Origin of the sequence: Lacihabitans sp. CCS-44 (assembly GCF_024343735.1) — a bacterium.
Classification (GTDB): domain Bacteria; phylum Bacteroidota; class Bacteroidia; order Cytophagales; family Spirosomataceae; genus Leadbetterella.
Window position 1 is genome coordinate 38,151 of record NZ_RJUE01000007.1, and the last position, 16,450, is coordinate 54,600.

14 protein-coding genes are annotated in these 16,450 nt (G+C 37.8%); 5 read left to right on the forward strand and 9 right to left on the reverse strand.

From position 1 onward, the window contains the following. Window positions 1–47 precede the first annotated feature (47 nt). On the reverse strand, window positions 48–728 hold the full coding sequence (locus tag EGI26_RS05360) for a response regulator transcription factor (RefSeq protein ID WP_255076851.1): 681 nt from the start codon (window positions 726–728) through the stop codon (window positions 48–50). Between the two features lie 8 nt (window positions 729–736). Then, window positions 737–1,996, reverse strand: coding sequence for a sensor histidine kinase KdpD (locus EGI26_RS05365; protein ID WP_255076852.1), 1,260 nt, complete (start codon window positions 1,994–1,996; stop codon window positions 737–739). A gap of 141 nt (window positions 1,997–2,137) precedes the next feature. Here EGI26_RS05365 and EGI26_RS05370 point away from each other — a divergent pair, with 141 nt between their 5' ends. Further along, window positions 2,138–3,757: a sodium:solute symporter family transporter gene (locus tag EGI26_RS05370; RefSeq protein WP_255076853.1), complete on the forward strand. Its 1,620-nt coding sequence runs from the start codon at window positions 2,138–2,140 to the stop codon at window positions 3,755–3,757. 226 nt (window positions 3,758–3,983) lie between these two features. On the opposite strand, the gene EGI26_RS05375 is transcribed toward EGI26_RS05370, so the two are convergent. The 6 genes from EGI26_RS05375 to EGI26_RS05400 form a co-directional block, all read right to left on the reverse strand. Further along, the gene (locus tag EGI26_RS05375; RefSeq protein ID WP_255076854.1) at window positions 3,984–5,645 is read right to left on the reverse strand and encodes an AMP-binding protein; all 1,662 of its coding nucleotides are present in this window, start codon (window positions 5,643–5,645) and stop codon (window positions 3,984–3,986) included. 96 nt (window positions 5,646–5,741) lie between these two features. After that, the gene (locus tag EGI26_RS05380) at window positions 5,742–6,563 is read right to left on the reverse strand and encodes a serine protease (protein ID WP_255076855.1); all 822 of its coding nucleotides are present in this window, start codon (window positions 6,561–6,563) and stop codon (window positions 5,742–5,744) included. Window positions 6,564–6,579: 16 nt separating this feature from the next. Beyond that, entirely contained in the window at window positions 6,580–8,211 is a 1,632-nt protein-coding gene (locus EGI26_RS05385; RefSeq protein ID WP_255076856.1) for an amidohydrolase, read from the reverse strand. Window positions 8,212–8,222: 11 nt separating this feature from the next. Continuing rightward, complete coding sequence (locus EGI26_RS05390) at window positions 8,223–10,769, reverse strand: M14 metallopeptidase family protein (RefSeq protein WP_255076857.1); 2,547 nt, start codon at window positions 10,767–10,769, stop codon at window positions 8,223–8,225. Between the two features lie 137 nt (window positions 10,770–10,906). After that, window positions 10,907–11,758 carry a pirin family protein gene (locus tag EGI26_RS05395; protein WP_255076858.1) on the reverse strand — a complete coding sequence of 284 codons (852 nt, stop codon included), beginning with the start codon at window positions 11,756–11,758 and terminating at the stop codon, window positions 10,907–10,909. Between the two features lie 183 nt (window positions 11,759–11,941). Beyond that, window positions 11,942–12,658, reverse strand: coding sequence for a pirin family protein (locus EGI26_RS05400; protein WP_255076859.1), 717 nt, complete (start codon window positions 12,656–12,658; stop codon window positions 11,942–11,944). Window positions 12,659–12,771: 113 nt separating this feature from the next. Between EGI26_RS05400 and EGI26_RS05405 the strand changes: the two genes are divergently transcribed. The 4 genes from EGI26_RS05405 (at window position 12,772) to aspS (ending at window position 15,942) form a co-directional block, all read left to right on the forward strand. Further along, complete coding sequence (locus EGI26_RS05405; RefSeq protein ID WP_255076860.1) at window positions 12,772–13,302, forward strand: DsrE family protein; 531 nt, start codon at window positions 12,772–12,774, stop codon at window positions 13,300–13,302. A gap of 54 nt (window positions 13,303–13,356) precedes the next feature. Further along, a complete protein-coding gene (locus tag EGI26_RS05410; RefSeq protein ID WP_255076861.1) occupies window positions 13,357–13,770 on the forward strand; it encodes a hypothetical protein in 414 nt (137 codons plus the stop codon). Between the two features lie 85 nt (window positions 13,771–13,855). Beyond that, complete coding sequence (locus tag EGI26_RS05415) at window positions 13,856–14,059, forward strand: PspC domain-containing protein (protein ID WP_255076862.1); 204 nt, start codon at window positions 13,856–13,858, stop codon at window positions 14,057–14,059. 131 nt (window positions 14,060–14,190) lie between these two features. Then, window positions 14,191–15,942: an aspartate--tRNA ligase gene (aspS, locus tag EGI26_RS05420; RefSeq protein WP_255076863.1), complete on the forward strand. Its 1,752-nt coding sequence runs from the start codon at window positions 14,191–14,193 to the stop codon at window positions 15,940–15,942. Window positions 15,943–15,995: 53 nt separating this feature from the next. Here aspS and EGI26_RS05425 read toward each other — a convergent pair whose 3' ends face one another. Next, window positions 15,996–16,406 carry a VanZ family protein gene (locus EGI26_RS05425; RefSeq protein WP_255076864.1) on the reverse strand — a complete coding sequence of 137 codons (411 nt, stop codon included), beginning with the start codon at window positions 16,404–16,406 and terminating at the stop codon, window positions 15,996–15,998. Between the last annotated feature and the right edge of the window lie 44 nt (window positions 16,407–16,450).

The window sequence follows — 16,450 nt, forward strand, 5'->3', positions numbered from 1 at the left end:
CTACAATAAAAAACACACTACAAAGAACTTGGTGCCACTCAAACATATCAACAATTCAATTTAAAGCCCACACCATGAATATTTTCTATTTTTATCTTTGGGTCATTCGAGAGCATTTTACGAATTCTGGTCACGAAAACATCCATACTGCGACCCAAGAAATAGTCGTCTCTTCCCCAAATGGCCGTCAGGATTTCCTCTCGCTTAGTGATTTGATTTTTACGCTCACACAAAAACTTCAATACCTCAGCCTCACGATGCGTGAGCTTCTGAATTTCTTCGGCTAGTTTAAGTGTTTGCTGCGAAAAACAAAACTCATAGTCTCCACAAGAAAAGACGTCAGTGGTTGCTGTAGAATCAGAAACGGCATTTCTTTTCAAAAACACTTTAATTCGAAGCACCAATTCTTCTATACTGAAGGGCTTGGTGATGTAATCGTCTCCACCAATCTTTAGGCCGGCTATTTTGTCTTCCTGAAGTGTTTTGGCTGTCAAAAATATGATAGGAATTTGGGAATTCTGGGTTCTGATTTTTTCTGCTAAAGAAAAACCATCTAACTCCGGCAAGTTGACATCGAGCAAACAAAGGTCAAACTTTTCTTTTTTGAAAAACTTCCAAGCTTCTTTACCGTCAGAGAAATGAACTATCTCAAATCCCTCCTCTTCCAAGTTGTCTTTGGTCACAAAACCCAAGTTGGGATCGTCTTCAACATACAATATTTTCGCCATTTTTTTATTTAATCAGGTAACGTAATGTAGATTTCAAAAACCGAGCCTAGGCCTATTTCGCTGTCTACATTTATTTTCCATTTGTGAAGGTTGATAATTTCTTTTACATAATTAAGTCCAAGCCCAAAACCCTTGACATTGTGCAAGTTACCTGTTGGCACGCGATAAAACTTATTAAAAATCTTGGGTAGTGCTTCTTTCGGAATACCAATTCCTTTATCTGAAATAGATACAATCAATAAATTGTTCTCATTTCTAGTGGATATTTTTATTTTGGCAGGTTTGCCCGAATACTTTATGGCGTTATCTATGAGATTCCTGATAACGTTCATCAAATGCATCCTGTCCGCATTTATAGTAGTCTTTGTAGCATTTAAATCTAAAGTAAAATTGTCTTCCAACTCAGCTTTAACACTATCAGATACCTCACCGATAATCTCGTGCAATTCTTGCAGTTTCAAATCCAGCTCTATTTGCCCTTTGCCAATTCTCGCTGTAGCCAGTACCGATTCTACCTGATTTTTAAGTCTATTATTCTCCTGTTTTATAATCTGTACATATTTCTTAAATCGCTCAGGTTGCTCCAAAATTTTGCTTTGTGCCAATACATCTGTAGCAATTTTTATGGTAGAGATGGGCGTTTGAAACTCGTGCGTCATGTTATTTATAAAATCTCTCTGGACCTCACTCAGGCGTTTTTGCTTTAAAATTATAAACATAGCATAGGCAAAAAACGCCATTACTACCATGGTAATAATAGAAGAAACTATCCAAAAATCCAGTTTGCTGGTCAAGTAGCTTTTTTGACTTGGAAATTTCACACCGAAATAATTGAGGAATTTATCGGTAGTTGGCAATATAATAGTATGATCCACTTCTTCGACCTCATAGTCACTATTGATATGAGCCCCGAAAACTATTTTATCCGTTTCGCAGTCATAAATACCATACTCAAAGTCAGTATTAATGTTATTTTTCTTGAATTCTTCTTTGAGCAAATGTTCCAAAAGGCTTTGCTGAAGTGGTACACGCAGGTTTACTACATAATAATCTGACGAATACTGACTTACAGGATTTTCAATTTTGGCGAGCTTGTATGACTTTGAAATCTGATTGGCGACGTTACGAAGTGCCACCATAGTAGACTGCCTAAACTGCTGGTCTTTAAGGTCGAAGGCCTTTTTTACCCAATAAATCTGAATTGCAATAATACCGCTTATGGCAATTACTCCTAAAATAATCACAAGTCTAATAGTATTCCTACTCAATGTTTCTTATATTTTCTTTTTGGGAAAGTCCTGTATTCTTACAAAGATAATAAGTGTTTTTTAAGAATTTAAATGATTCCTTGAATATATGGCTTAGCTTCCTTATTTTGCGGTTTTTATTCTCTATTTAACCTTTAACAAATGCAAAAATTACAAACACTTGACTATTTGGTGTTCTTTTTCTACTTTATTGTAGTGGCAGGATACGGATATTGGATTTATAACCGAAAAAAGACCAAAGAAACATCCACAAAAGACTTCTTTTTGGCTGAAGGTTCGCTTACTTGGTGGGCAATCGGAGCTTCTTTGATAGCCTCAAACATCTCTGCCGAACAGATGATAGGTATGTCTGGTAATGGTTTCTCCATGGGTTTGGGTATTTCTACTTATGAATGGATGGCCGCTGCAACGCTTATAATTGTTGCGGTATTTTTTATGCCCATTTACTTGAAAAACAACATTTCTACTATGCCGCAGTTTTTGAGCCAACGTTATAACAAAACGGTGAGCTTAATTATGGCTATTTTTTGGTTGTTATTGTATATCATGGTGAATCTAACCTCTATCTTGTACCTAGGAGCTTTGGCGGTTTCGGGTATATCAGGACTCGATTTTTATACTTGTATGGTTTTCTTGGCTGTTTTTGCCATAATCATCACCATCGGTGGTATGAAGGTAATCGGTTATACTGACGTTATTCAGGTATTTTTCTTGGTTATTGGAGGCTTGGCAGCCACTTATTTGGCCGTGACTTTGGTGTCAGAAAAATATGAATTAACTGGCCTAGTGAATGGCTTCAAAATGATGACCCAAAATCACGACGACCACTTCCACATGATATATCCAAAAGGAAATCCAAATTATATGTCTTTACCAGGTCTAACTGTCCTTTTTGGCGGTATGTGGATTGTAAACCTCAACTACTGGGGTTGTAACCAATACATTACCCAAAGAGCCTTGGGTGCAGATTTGAATACTGCAAGAAATGGACTTTTGTTCGCAGCATTCTTAAAATTATTGATGCCAGTTATTGTGACGCTTCCGGGTATTGCAGCTTATGCATTGTATCAAAAGGGCCTATTTCAGCAAGAAATGTTGGGCGTGGATGGCACTTTTAACCAAGACAGAGCCTATCCGGTTCTCTTGAATTTACTACCAGTTGGACTAAAGGGATTATCCTTCGCTGCACTTACAGCTGCAGTTGTAGCCTCACTTGCAGGTAAAGCCAACAGTATTTCTACCATTTTTACATTGGATGTATTTAAGCCGTATTTTGCCAAAGACATGACCGAAAAGAAATTGGTTTTGGTAGGTAGATACACTATTGTTGTGGCCATGATTTTAGCGATTGTGATTTCTCCGTTTATGGGAATAGAGAAAAAGGGCGGCTTCCAGTTTATTCAGGAAATGACAGGACTTCTGTCTCCAGGTATTTTTGCTGCATTTATCATGGGCTTTTTCTGGAAAAAAACCAATTCAGCTGGAGCATTCTTTGCGATAGTTGGGGGATTTGCTTTAGCTCTAGCTATGCACAACAACTGGCTTCCAGGTACAGACTGGACCACCGTACCTTTCTTAGATAGAATGGGGTGGGTTTTTGTAATTTGTGTTGCTGTTATGTTTGTTCTTAGTTTGGTATTGCCAGACGAGAAAAAAGGCCTAGAGGTAGATTCTTCTATGTTTAAGACCTCAAAAGGATTTGCGGTAGGAGCTACTATAGTGATTGCAACTATTGTATTCCTATATAGCTATTTCTGGTAATTGGTTTGTTATTGGTGGATTAGTTCCTAATTACTCGGACACTGAGCGAAGCCAAAGTGTAAGTTGCTCAATTAGTAAATGATGAACAATTTCTATTTTAGAATTTACTTGTCCTAAACTTACCAGATTTGAATCGGCCATAGAGCAAAACGAGATTTAATTCTTTAGAAAAGAACATAGTTTGACAACAAAAAAGGAGCTTTCGCTCCTTTTTTGTTCTTCTGAATTATTCAAAAATTATTATTTCGTCGTCCTCGTACCACTTTTCATATTGTGGCTCAAACTCTTTCTCTATAATGTTTCGTTTGATTTTCATTGTGGGAGTCATTTTGTTGTTTTCCACCGTCCACAAATCTTTCAGTATTACTATTTTCTTTATTTTTTCGTAAGATTTTAAGGTTGGATTGAGTTTTTCTAATTGCCCCTTAAAATTATCAGTTAACTCATCCTTAGATACTTTTCTACCAATTTCAGAAACAACCACTAGGGCTATAGGCTGTGGTAAACTTTGCCCAACCACGCAAATCTGCTCCACAAAACTATTCTCGGCAAAACCCATTTCTATTTGTGCAGGTGCTACGTACTCACCCTTAGAGGTTTTATACATTTCTTTTACCCTACCCGTAATCTTCAGATAATTACCGTTGTCTACTTCACCAACATCGCCAGTATGAATCCAGCCTTCCACATCCATTGTTTCAGCAGTCATTTTAGGTTCTTTGTAATAGCCCAACATATTCCATTTTGAGCGAGTCAATATTTCGCCAGTGTCTTTGTCTATTTTGACCTCCATTTCAGGGTAAATTTTACCCACGGAACCCTCAACTTTATGGCCCAGTGGCATCATACACACCGCTCCAAGGTTCTCGGTCATGCCATAAGCCTCGTGTATTTCGATGTCTAACTTCCTAAACCAATGAATTAAACTCGCAGGCATAGGAGCTGCTCCTGTAAAACACATCCACGTTTCTGCCAAACCAAGACCTTTCTTGATCTTCTTTTTTATAATCGAATTGATTACCGGAATTCTCAACAAAAGATTCAATCGTTTTTGGGGTAATTTCGACAAAATACCCAACTGAAACTTAGTCCATATTCGTGGAACAGCCAAAAAATGGGTTGGATTGGCATTCTGGAGATTCTTAGAAAATGTGTCTAGGTTCTCGGCAAAATAAATGACCCCACCCGTAACAATACCGAGAGATTCAACAATGTTGCGTTCGGCTATATGACAAAGTGGCAAATATGAGAAAAATTTGGTTCCAGAACTTTCTGCAAAAACAAAATTTCGGGTGGCATATAGACATTCCGAAACAGCCGCAAAATTCACCATTACACCTTTCGGATTTCCAGTAGTGCCGGAGGTGTAAATAATGGTGAAAAGTTCCTTCAAATCTGGCAAAACATCCTTTTCATCAGCTGGGTATTTATCCAAAATATCATCCCACTGGACATGTTCAAAATCTGGATTGTAGTTAGGAAAAGAAACGCATTTCAGACCTGCCGGAATACCCCTTTTCATGCCTTGCCAATCGTCCAGTTTGCCAATAAATACCAGCTTGGCTTCAGAGTGCACCAGTATTTGTTTGACTTGATCAGCCGTAAGCGTTGGATACATAGGTACCGAAATATGCCCCGAATGCATGATGGCCAAGTCGGTTATAATCCACTCAGCACAGTTTTTTGAAATAAGAGCTATGTTGCTTTTGGGCGGTAAACCTAGACTATTAATAAAGGTAGAAATCTTGCGAATTTGCTGCCCAGCTTTTTCCCAAGAAAAATCCAAGAAATCATCGCCGAATGGTTGCTTTAAAAAAACATTCTGAGGTGTGTATTTTTCCCAGTGATAAAAATATTCAAGGATAGACTTTTCTCTCTTTACTTCCATTGGCTTAGATCTGATTAAAATTATTATACTTTTTGTAAAAATAATGATATTTGCGAGAATCTAAAACTTTGAAAACAAATTTGTAAAGAATAGGCCTTAACCAACTGAATATTTTACTTTGTAAAAATCTAAAAACTTCAAAATGGTTTCTACGTGTGTACCCAAGCCTACATTTAGAAACTGATTTTCCTCTATTTCCACACCGTCTTTAATGATTTTAGGCGAAAAACCCAGAGGCAAATGCATAGTTTTGGATTGTATTGCCCAAATTCTACCGTCTTTGTCAAAAGTAGGCCCGCCACTTTGCCCCCTAAGCCCCGGCGTGCTGGTTTCTATCCATTTGTAATCATAATAATTGTCAGGACTTTTGCCAGTAACCACCTGACGTGTCATTATTCCGTCCATTGGAAATGTCGGTATCGGAAAAATAGAAGAATCAAAAGAGAAACTTTGGGTATCCTCCAAGAAACTGGCTTTCAAATCGTAAAAAGGATATCCCAATTTGCACAAACTTGTGGCTGGCTGCACTTTAGATGGATGCTGAAAAATGGGATACTTTTTAACAAAGTTTGGATTATAATTCACGATTTTACCTATGGCCAAATCGCTCTCATGCAAAACATGAAACTGCCCAATATGATGGTTGTCTGCTCCAAACCACATCGAATGATTAAGAATCCATTTCGGATTTGGCTCCAAACCGACTGTAGGACTATTCTGAAACTTAGCCAACTCGGCTTGATGTTCTTGATAAAGCTGCAAGCCTTGCAATACATGTGCGGCGGTCACTATCCAGCCCTCATCGTTGATAATCACAAAACTCCCTAGACCACTTTCTACTGTTTTGTCATAGAATCTGTTGGAAATAATGAGTGGAAAAGTATACTGTGCGGCTATTTTATAAGCTTCAGAGAACATGTTGAAATTCCTTTTTTTATTTACTTGAATATACTTTTTCTCCGGCTATGTAGGTTGCATTTACCTTAACCGAACGTATTTTGGATGAGTCAATCACCATAATATCATCTTCCAAAACCACAAAATCAGCCATTTTACCTTTTTCTATGCTGCCTCTTTCTTTCTCTTCAAAATTGGCGAACGCACTCCAAATTGTCATAGCTTTCAAAGCATTTTCTTTGCTGAGGGCATTTTCCATCTGAAAACCTCCAGCAGGCCAATTGTTGTTGTCCTGACGAGCAAATGCCGAATGGAAGCCAAACAAAGGATTGACAAATTCTACTGGAAAATCACTTCCGTTGGCTATCAAACCGTTTTGCTTTCTCAATTCCTCAAACGGATAGGCATGTTTTACCCTTTCTTTGCCCAATCTGGCTTCCGCCCAATACATATCTGAAGTAGCATGCGTAGCTTGAATAGATGGAATCACAGAATATTTACCAAACTTCTGGACATCGGCTGGATTCACAACTTGACAATGCTCAATTCTCCACCTTCTATCGTTTTTACCTTTTAGATATTTTCCATACAAATCTAAAACTAGCCTGTTAGCAGAGTCACCAATGCAGTGGGTATTAACCTGGTAACCAGACTTATATATCTGAGAGAAATATTTATCCATTTCGTTTTTGCTCGTAAGCAAAAATCCCGAATTAGAACTTTGGTCAGCATAGGGCTTTAACAATACTGCTCCTCTTGACCCCAAAGCACCGTCGGCATATACTTTGAAAGATCGTACATTCATCCTATCAGTTTTGATAATGCCTTTTTTTGTAAAATAATCGACATTGCGAATTCCTACTGAAACCATGGCATAATCTCTGATTTTCAGACTACCTTCTTTGTGCATTTTCATCATAAGTTCTATGTCTTCTTGGCTAATCCCCGCATCAGAAACTGTTGTGAGTCCATATTTTATGCTTTCCGCCTGAGCAGCCAAAATCTGTTGTCTTTTCACTTTTTCATCCTCTTTGGGCATTACTCTTTTTACCAAACCCATGGCATTATCTACCAATATTCCAGTGAGTTGTCCATCTACGACCTCCACATCACCGCCAGAAATTTTGCTTGAAGGAGATATTTTGGCCATTTGAATGACCTTAGAATTTACCAACATCGCGTGTCCGTCAATTCTGGTCAGCATAACTGGCACATTTGGAAAAATCTGGTCTAAATCGTCCTTATTTGGAAAAACTTTCACATCCCAATCGTTCTGATCCCAACCACGGCCAACTAGCCATTCCTGGTTAGGATTCGCTTTTCTAAATTCTTGGAGCCTCGTCAGAATTTCTTTATACGACTTGGCTCCCACCAAATCACATTGCGAAAGCATTTGCCCCAAACCCAGAAAATGCGAATGTGGGTCGTAAAACCCGGGATACACAGGTTTGTTTTGCAAATCAATCCTAGACTTGGCGGAATATTTTTTATCCAAATTTGCAAAATCGCCGACTTCAACGAACACACCATCGTTGACTACAAACGCATTGGCTTTGTTAAATTTGGCATCTACCGTATAAACCTGGGCGTGATGAACCAATAAATCAACCTGCTTTTTTTGTGCAAAAACTAAGTTGGCAAAAAATAGAATTGTTATAATCTTTTTCATTTCAAAATAGTTTATTCTTCGTTTCCAAATCTTTGTAAACCCAAAGCCGAGCTAAAAAACAATGCATTGAAAAACAACTTATTGGTACCGAACCATATTCCTCTAAAATTGGGATTATCAGAAAACAAAATAATCTGTCCAGCACCTGAGCTTTCTGATATTATGGCAGCTGAATTGGCGATTTTAGAAAGTGAACTGGGATGCACATAACCACAAACCCAAGGATTGTCGGTGTATTGAGCAACTGTCGAAACTGCATTTTTCGATTTTTCTAAAAAGGTATTGTTGTTTCGATAAACGTGAAGCGAATTCGATTCAAAGCCAAAACCCAATGGATGAGTGGTATCAATATTTACTTCAAAAATAGCCCCGCCGGTAGATTTAGCACCCACAGCATCTGTAAGTTTTTCAAAGTTCATTCTTTTAGGGTCTTTTTCGGGCTCTACGGTAATAACTTTTGACTCCGAAATCTCCTTTTTGATTACCCATTCAGATGCAGTTTTTAAGGTTATCAAATTACCTCCTTGTTTTACCCAATCCTTAATTTTCTTAATAGCGGCATCGTTAAGAGCGTCATACTGACCACTGACCATTACCAAATGTGTGTAAGAATTCAAGTTTACCCTCGCAAATTGAGTCAGTTCCAGCTTAGTAATGGGCATCTGCAATTTAGTCTCCAAAAGATGCCAAATCTCTCCAACTTCGTATTGACTGGTACCCAATCCTGCCAAAACCATAGCTTTGGGCTTAATTACAGTTTTGAAAGAATTACTACCTAAATCAATCCCGCCTGAACTAAAACCCGTAGAAACTGGGAAAATCTCTACGTTTGCGGCAATTTGAACCTGTTTTAGTAGTTCTGAAAGTTCCTGAGAACCTATCTTTTGATTTTGAACTGGAATCAATAAACTTCCATGAGACCAGTTTTTACCACCGTTTGCAAAAGATTTTAAGGCCACTTTTACCAAAATGTCTTTATCCAAAAGCTTATACAAAACCTTGGCAGCATTGTAATCTCTCCAGTCAATCAAATAGGCATAATCTGATTTTACAAATTCATTGTTCTTGGGATCTAATGAAGCCTCGGTTATAGCGGCTCCTAAATCTGGCAAAACCTTGGTTTCTGCATGTTTTAGTCCAAAAGCCAATGCTAGATTCCAAGTTGACGTATCGTAGAAAACACTATCCGCAAAAGTTTTTGGTCTATCAAAAATAGATTTCACCAATAAAGATTGAGGTTGATTGAGCGGAATGAATATCGCATTTCCTTTCTTAAAACTCGCTTCGCCCACTTTCGTGTCATTTTTGAGTTGGTAGGCTTTTATCTTGTGCTGCAGCAACAAATCCCAAAAAGCTTTGTTTCTATTTTGATCAAAATCGTCACCAATCACATATCCTTTTATAAGACTTTTAGAAGCGTCCTTTTCAATATTCTTGAAAAAATCTGATTGGTGCTTTAGCAATATTTTTCTTTCTCCTACACCTGCATGAATGGTGGCTATGGCATTCACCAACTGATTTCTAACCGCAAATTTATAAGTCAAAACACCATTTTCGGACTCCTGAGCGTGACCACGGCTGCTTCCTTGCTCAAATAATAAGCCCAAACCACCTTGCATGTCAGGATATGAACTGCCATAGCCTGGATAGAAATTATCAAAAGACTCTTTGGTATAATAAAAAGAGCCGATTTCGTTCATGGCATTCTCGAAATACTTGACAAATTTACCATTCAGCATCTTGTAATTGTCTTGAGTCACGAGAGGGTTTTCGGCATTGCTTTTTGTTGGCTCGAAGAAATGTGTACTGTTGGTGCCCATTTCGTGGAAATCCGTTACCACGTTCGGCATCCATTGGTGATAATACTTCAGACGGTTGCGAGATTCTTTGTGAACTGCCAAATACCAGTCTCTGTTCAAGTCAAACCAATAATGATTTACTCTTCCTGAAGGCCAAACCTCGTTGTGCTCGCGGTCGTTTGGATCAGTCACGTTGGGCTCACCTTTGTGCATATTTACCCAATTGTTGAATCTATCTCTTCCGTCGGGATTCACGATGGGCTCCATCAAAAATACAGCGTTATCGTAAATTTTTAAAGCTTCATCTCCTTGAATAGCAGCCAAATAATAGGCAGTAAGTAAAGATGCTTCTCCTCCTGAGGCTTCGTTTCCATGTACATTATAACCCAGCCAAACGACTGATGGCTGATTGTCAAAATCAACACTTTTACCCTCTACAATGTCCAAATGATTTTTGCGAATCGTCTCCAGTTTGGTTAGATTTTCTGGTTTTGCAAAATGAACAATAATTTGCTCTCTATGCTCATTGGTTTCTCCAATACTTGCCACTTTTATTCTGTCTGAGGCTTTTTCCAAAACCCGCATGTATTCCACAATTTTGTCATATCTGGTATGGTGACTTCCTATCGGATAGCCTAAAAATTGCTGCGGAGAGGGTATTTGAGAATTAAGATTTTTCTTTGGCAGAAAATATTCGTTTTGAGAAAACACCGAAATGCAGGAAAGCAGGACAAAAACTAAGAGTAATGTTTTTTTCATGAATAAAAAGATGGTTAATGGTGTAATTAGACCCAAATTAAGCATATTTCTAATTAGAAGCGTATTTTTTGGGCAAAAAAGAAAGAGACCCAATAACATTAAGTCTCCTTCTAATAAAAACCATTACAAAACCAACATTACATAACGCCCATTTTTCCCATTTGATAGTCTCGCATGGCTTGCATCAACTCGGTGGTGGTGTTCATCACAAACGGTCCTTGAGAAACCATTGGCTCGTTTATTGGGTCGCCAGTTCCAACTATTATTCGAGTATCTGACTGAGCTTTCAGTTCAATATCTGTATTTTTTGTATCGAAAACCACCAATTGATGTCCAATCACCAATTTACCATTCACCAAAACTTCGCCATCTACCACATAAAACAAAACGTTTTTGCCTTCTTCAATTTTCAGAGAATAGTCGCCGCCGTCCTTCATGTTGATGTTATACATTTCCAAACCTGTCAAAGATTTAGCTACCCCAGTTTTTCCCTCCAAAACACCAGAAATAACTGCAATTTCGGTTTTTGTGTCTTGCTTTATTACTTTAGGAATTTCGTTTTCCTGAAAACCTTGATAGTTTGGCTGGCTCATTTTCAACGCTGCTGGAAGATTCATCCAAAGCTGTAGAATTTCCATTTTACCACCATTTTCTCGCTGATTTTTGGAAAGATTTTCAGAATGTACAATTCCTCTTGCTGCTGTCATCCATTGTACTCCTCCAGTTTTTATAACCGACTGATGAGCATGCCCATCGGCGTGTTCAATTTCTCCGTCAAGAATAAAAGTCAGCGTCTCAAAACCTCGGTGCGGATGTGGCCCAAAAGGCAATCCTTGGTTATGAGGAGCGAATTGATGCGGCCCATGGTGATGTAACAAAATAAACGGGCTAATTTGCTCTAAACCAACATCGGGTATGGGTTGATACATTCTGTGTTCACCTACTCTTTGAGCCGAAGAACTTGTTATTTTTAATATTTCTTTTTTCATAATTGTAATTTTCTCGCAAAGCCGCAAGGATGCAAAGAAATGACCATTTCCAAATTTGTCTTTTGACTAAGCCATGAATCTTTCATCTAGTTAATTTGTGATTTTCTCGTAAAGCCTCAAGAACGTAAAGAAATGACTATTTTCAAATTTGTCTTTTGACTAAGTCATGAATCTTTCATCTGCTTAGAAAGTCATTGGAACTTCCATTAAAAGTATTTCAGAACCAGTACTTGCTTTAATTTCGAAAGTATTGGTTTCCGAAATACCTAGGCCATCTCTCCTACTTAGAGATTTGCCTGCCACTTCTGCAGAACCTTCTAAAACATACACATAAACACCATTTTTGGCATTTTTCAAATCGTAGGTCAAAGTCTTTCCTGCAGACAAGTCTGTCAAAGTAAACCAAGACTGCTGGTTCATTTTTATGCCTTCGTCAGAGCTTTCTAATGGAGATACCACTGTTTGAAATTTGTCTTTTCTGCCTGCCAAATCAAAAACTTTTTGCTCATATCTCGGTGCAATATTTCTTTTTTCAGGAAATACCCAAATCTGCAAAAACTTCACAGGACTTTTAGAATCCTCATTTTTTTCAGAGTGAGCCACGCCTGTTCCGGCAGACATAATCTGTACTTCACCTTTTCGAATCACGGTTTTATTACCCATGCTGTCTTGGTGTTCCAAAGCACCTTCGAGCGGTATCGAAACTATCTCCATATTGTCATGTGGGTGTTTACCAAATCCCATTCCGCCTGAAACATGATCGTCGTTTAGCACTCTTAAAGCACCAAAATGCTCCCACTGTGGGTTGTAATAATTTGCAAAACTAAATGTATGATAAGAATCTAACCAACCATGGTTGGCGTGTCCTCTGTCGTTGGCTGCTTTAAATATTGTTTTCATATAATTTACATTTGTATTTAATGTTAATACATCTTTATTTGTTAATTAGTTCCTAATATTTCAAAATCATCAAATAGTTTTCCTATTTTTAGTCCAAATAAACAGACTAAGATATGAGATTCCTTTTACTGTTCCTTCTTGTAGCTTCATTACCAGCATTTTCACAAAGACAATTCCCAGAAATTGATTCGTATGGCGGAGTTTATCCAATTCCCGAAGCAGAGCAATTGGTTGATCCCAATAAAAAATACAAGGTGGTTTTTGATATCACCTCAGCCGCTAAAAACCAAACTACAGAAATGAATCCTAGTTTTGAATCCGTGGCAAGATTTATAAACCTTCATGGTTTGGCTGGTGTAAAAAAAGAAAATTTGGATATTGCGGTAGTTATCCATTTTCAAGCCACTCCAACCATATTGAGCGATGAATCTTTTATGATGGAATATAAAGAGAAAAACCCAAACACCGAGGTTATAAATAAACTTGGAGAAAACGGTGTGAAATTTTATGTTTGTGGCCAATCACTGAGGATGAGAAAATTGGTTGACTACAAACGAAACAGCAACATTCGTGTAGCTCATGGGGCACTTTTAGCCTTGAGTCATTTTCAAAGTCAGGGATATTCTTTGATGACTTTACATTAACAATGCAACCAATTTAAAACAAAATACATCTTTAAACAAAAACACTATTTAACAATGAAGAGACTAATTTTAAGCCTAATCGTAACCTTTACATTTTCTAACATTTTTGCAAATGGCGAATTTGAAAACAGCACTTCCAAAAGCGAATTTGACCAAATAAAGCAAATAGAAGCTTTTGTGGAGGCAAATCCAGAAACAACATTGAGTGATATTAAAGCCCACAATCCAGAACTTATAAATGGTATTGAACTTTTAGATGATACTTCTGCAAATTCAATAAGTGCTGTGAAAGACATGCCATTGCTGAGTGGATTTTGGTGGGGCTGCTGCTTAGGTGTTATTGGACTTGCCATTGTTTATTTTGTAACCGACCATGACAAAGACCAAGTAAGAAAAGCATTGTTTGGTTGTTTAATAGCGACTGTACTGTGGGGTGTAGGCGGTTTGTGGAATCCTTTTGGTTGGTAAGAAATTTTCGATGAAAATATATTTTAAACCTCTTGGGTAACCAAGAGGTTTTTTTCATTAACTTTAGTCAAACATTTAATAATCAATGGAAAAGAAACTTAAAAGAACAATCGGCAAAGAGGCCATGTTTATGGGCATTTGTGGTGGATTGGGTAAGTATTTCGACCTAGACCCAACCATTGTAAGGATATTGGTAGCCCTAACTACCTTTTTTAGCTTTGGCTCGCTTATTCTCGTTTACATCATTTTGGCATTCATTATTCCGAAAGAAGAGGCAATCAATATTTAATATTTCAATTTTTACATTAATCTTTGACGTAGTTGGAATAACCAATTGACACGCAACATTTTGCCAAATCTCAAGGCATTTGGAAAAGAATTCACTACTTTTGCAGCCAATTTCAAAAAAAAGCAAATAGCATGTTAAGGACACATACCTGTGGAGAACTTCGAATTTCTAGTCTTGGCGAATCGGTTACTTTGTGTGGCTGGGTTCAGAAAGTAAGAGACAAAGGCGGCATGATTTGGGTGGATTTAAGAGACCGCTATGGTATCACCCAATTGATATTCGAAGAAGGAAAAACCACGGCTGATGTATTGGACAAAGTAAGAACTCTCGGAAGAGAATTTGTAATAAAAGCTGAAGGAAAAGTAATAGAGCGGTTATCAAAAAATGATAAAATAGACACTGGAGCAGTGGAGATTTTGGTGGAAAATATCGAAATTTTGAATCCCGCTAAATTACCTCCATTCCTCATAGAAGACGAAACAGACGGTGGTGACGAGCTTCGAATGAAGTATCGTTATCTGGATTTGAGAAGAAACCCCGTTCGTCAAAACCTACTTTTAAGACATAAAGTTGCCCAACAAACCAGAATATTTCTTGATGCTCAGCAATTTATAGAAGTAGAAACTCCAGTTTTGATAAAATCAACTCCTGAGGGTGCAAGAGACTTTGTGGTGCCTAGTAGAATGAATCCAGGCGAATTTTATGCTTTGCCACAGTCACCCCAAACGTTCAAGCAACTGTTGATGATTTCAGGTTTTGACCGCTACTATCAAATAGTTAAGTGCTTTAGAGACGAGGATTTGAGGGCTGACCGCCAACCAGAATTTACGCAAATTGACTGTGAGATGTCATACGTAGAGCAGGAGGATGTTTTGAATATGTTTGAAGGATTAATCAAACATTTGTTCAAAACGGTTAAAGAAATCGACCTACCAGAAGTACCAAGAATGACCTATGCGGATGCTATGAAACTCTATGGTTGCGACAAGCCAGATATTAGGTTTGATATGAAGTTTGTAGAACTTAACGAACTGGTACAGAACAAAGGATTCCAAGTTTTTGACGATGCAGAATTGGTTGTGGGCATAAACGCCTCAGGCTGTGCAGAATACACCAGAAAACAAATAGATGAACTGACCGAATGGATGAAACGCCCTCAAATTGGTGCCAAAGGATTGGTTTATATCAGATTCAATGCCGATGGAACCGTCAAATCTTCAGTAGATAAATTTTATTCAGAAGAAGACTTAAAAGCAATAGGCGAGAAATTCAATGCAAAAGCGGGCGATTTAATTCTAATCATTTCAGGACAAGCAGACAAAGCAAGAAAACAACTCAACGAACTTCGCCTTGAGATGGGCAACAGATTGGGATTGAGAAACCCTGATGAGTACAAAGTACTTTGGGTGGTTGATTTCCCTCTTTTGGAGTTTGGTGAAGCTGAAAATCGTTGGTTTGCTATGCACCATCCGTTCACAGCACCAAAACCCGAAGATGTGGCTTTGCTAGACACAGATTTGGGCAAAGTAAGAGCCAATGCATATGACATGGTTATCAATGGAACAGAAGTTGGTGGTGGTTCGGTAAGAATCTTCCAGAAACCATTGCAACAAAGAATGTTCGAAATCCTTGGATTTTCAGACGAAGAAGCTAAAAAACAATTTGGTTTCTTGATGGAAGCTTTTGAATATGGAGCACCTCCTCACGCAGGTTTAGCATTCGGCTTTGACAGATTGGTTTCACTTTTTGGTGGAGCAGAATCTATCAGAGACTTCATCGCTTTCCCGAAAAATAACAGTGGCCGTGATGTGATGATTGACTCACCTTCAAGTATTTCGGACTTGCAATTGAAAGAACTAAGCATAAACGTAGCGACAAAATAATTCTCGCTTGTTCCATATCAAAAAAGAGCTATTTCTATCGATTTAGCTCTTTTTTATTTCACGATTTTATTGAAGACAAAAGCTATTGCAAAACCAATTCCGATGCCTAAAACATCAGCCAAAATATCTAATAAATCAAAAGCTCGGTGAAAACTTACTGGCAATAAATACTGAACAAGCTCAATAAAAACTGCGAAAAAAGTAAGGCCAATGGCAACTTTACCATAATTTTTTAAAAACATAAACCAAGAAAAACCCAAAACTGCAAAAGCCACAAAATGGGCGGTTTTATCATCTGTTACATCTGGAATTCTTTCAGAAGGAATAAAGCACAAAATGCCAATAACAACAGTTAAAAATATGGAAAAGTAGGGTTTTAGATAGAACAAATCGTGCAATTTCTTTACAAACATTTTATAAAAATTATGGTGAAATAAAAACAAAATACGGGATAACAAAGCCATAAAATAAAAAAAGTACTGAAACAGGTCAGTACTTTTCAAATTCT

Bases quoted from the DNA above. Each gene is read 5' to 3' on its own strand.
- aspS (WP_255076863.1), top strand. From the start codon at position 14,191: ATGTTAAGGACACATACCTGTGGAGAACTTCGAATTTCTAGTCTTGGC.
- EGI26_RS05370 (WP_255076853.1), top strand. From the start codon at position 2,138: ATGCAAAAATTACAAACACTTGACTATTTGGTGTTCTTTTTCTACTTT.
- EGI26_RS05395 (WP_255076858.1), bottom strand. From the start codon at position 11,758: ATGAAAAAAGAAATATTAAAAATAACAAGTTCTTCGGCTCAAAGAGTA.
- EGI26_RS05405 (WP_255076860.1), top strand. From the start codon at position 12,772: ATGAGATTCCTTTTACTGTTCCTTCTTGTAGCTTCATTACCAGCATTT.
- EGI26_RS05360 (WP_255076851.1), bottom strand. From the start codon at position 728: ATGGCGAAAATATTGTATGTTGAAGACGATCCCAACTTGGGTTTTGTG.
- EGI26_RS05410 (WP_255076861.1), top strand. From the start codon at position 13,357: ATGAAGAGACTAATTTTAAGCCTAATCGTAACCTTTACATTTTCTAAC.
- EGI26_RS05385 (WP_255076856.1), bottom strand. From the start codon at position 8,211: ATGAAAAAGATTATAACAATTCTATTTTTTGCCAACTTAGTTTTTGCA.
- EGI26_RS05415 (WP_255076862.1), top strand. From the start codon at position 13,856: ATGGAAAAGAAACTTAAAAGAACAATCGGCAAAGAGGCCATGTTTATG.
- EGI26_RS05375 (WP_255076854.1), bottom strand. From the start codon at position 5,645: ATGGAAGTAAAGAGAGAAAAGTCTATCCTTGAATATTTTTATCACTGG.
- EGI26_RS05380 (WP_255076855.1), bottom strand. From the start codon at position 6,563: ATGTTCTCTGAAGCTTATAAAATAGCCGCACAGTATACTTTTCCACTC.
- EGI26_RS05425 (WP_255076864.1), bottom strand. From the start codon at position 16,406: ATGGCTTTGTTATCCCGTATTTTGTTTTTATTTCACCATAATTTTTAT.
- EGI26_RS05400 (WP_255076859.1), bottom strand. From the start codon at position 12,658: ATGAAAACAATATTTAAAGCAGCCAACGACAGAGGACACGCCAACCAT.
- EGI26_RS05390 (WP_255076857.1), bottom strand. From the start codon at position 10,769: ATGAAAAAAACATTACTCTTAGTTTTTGTCCTGCTTTCCTGCATTTCG.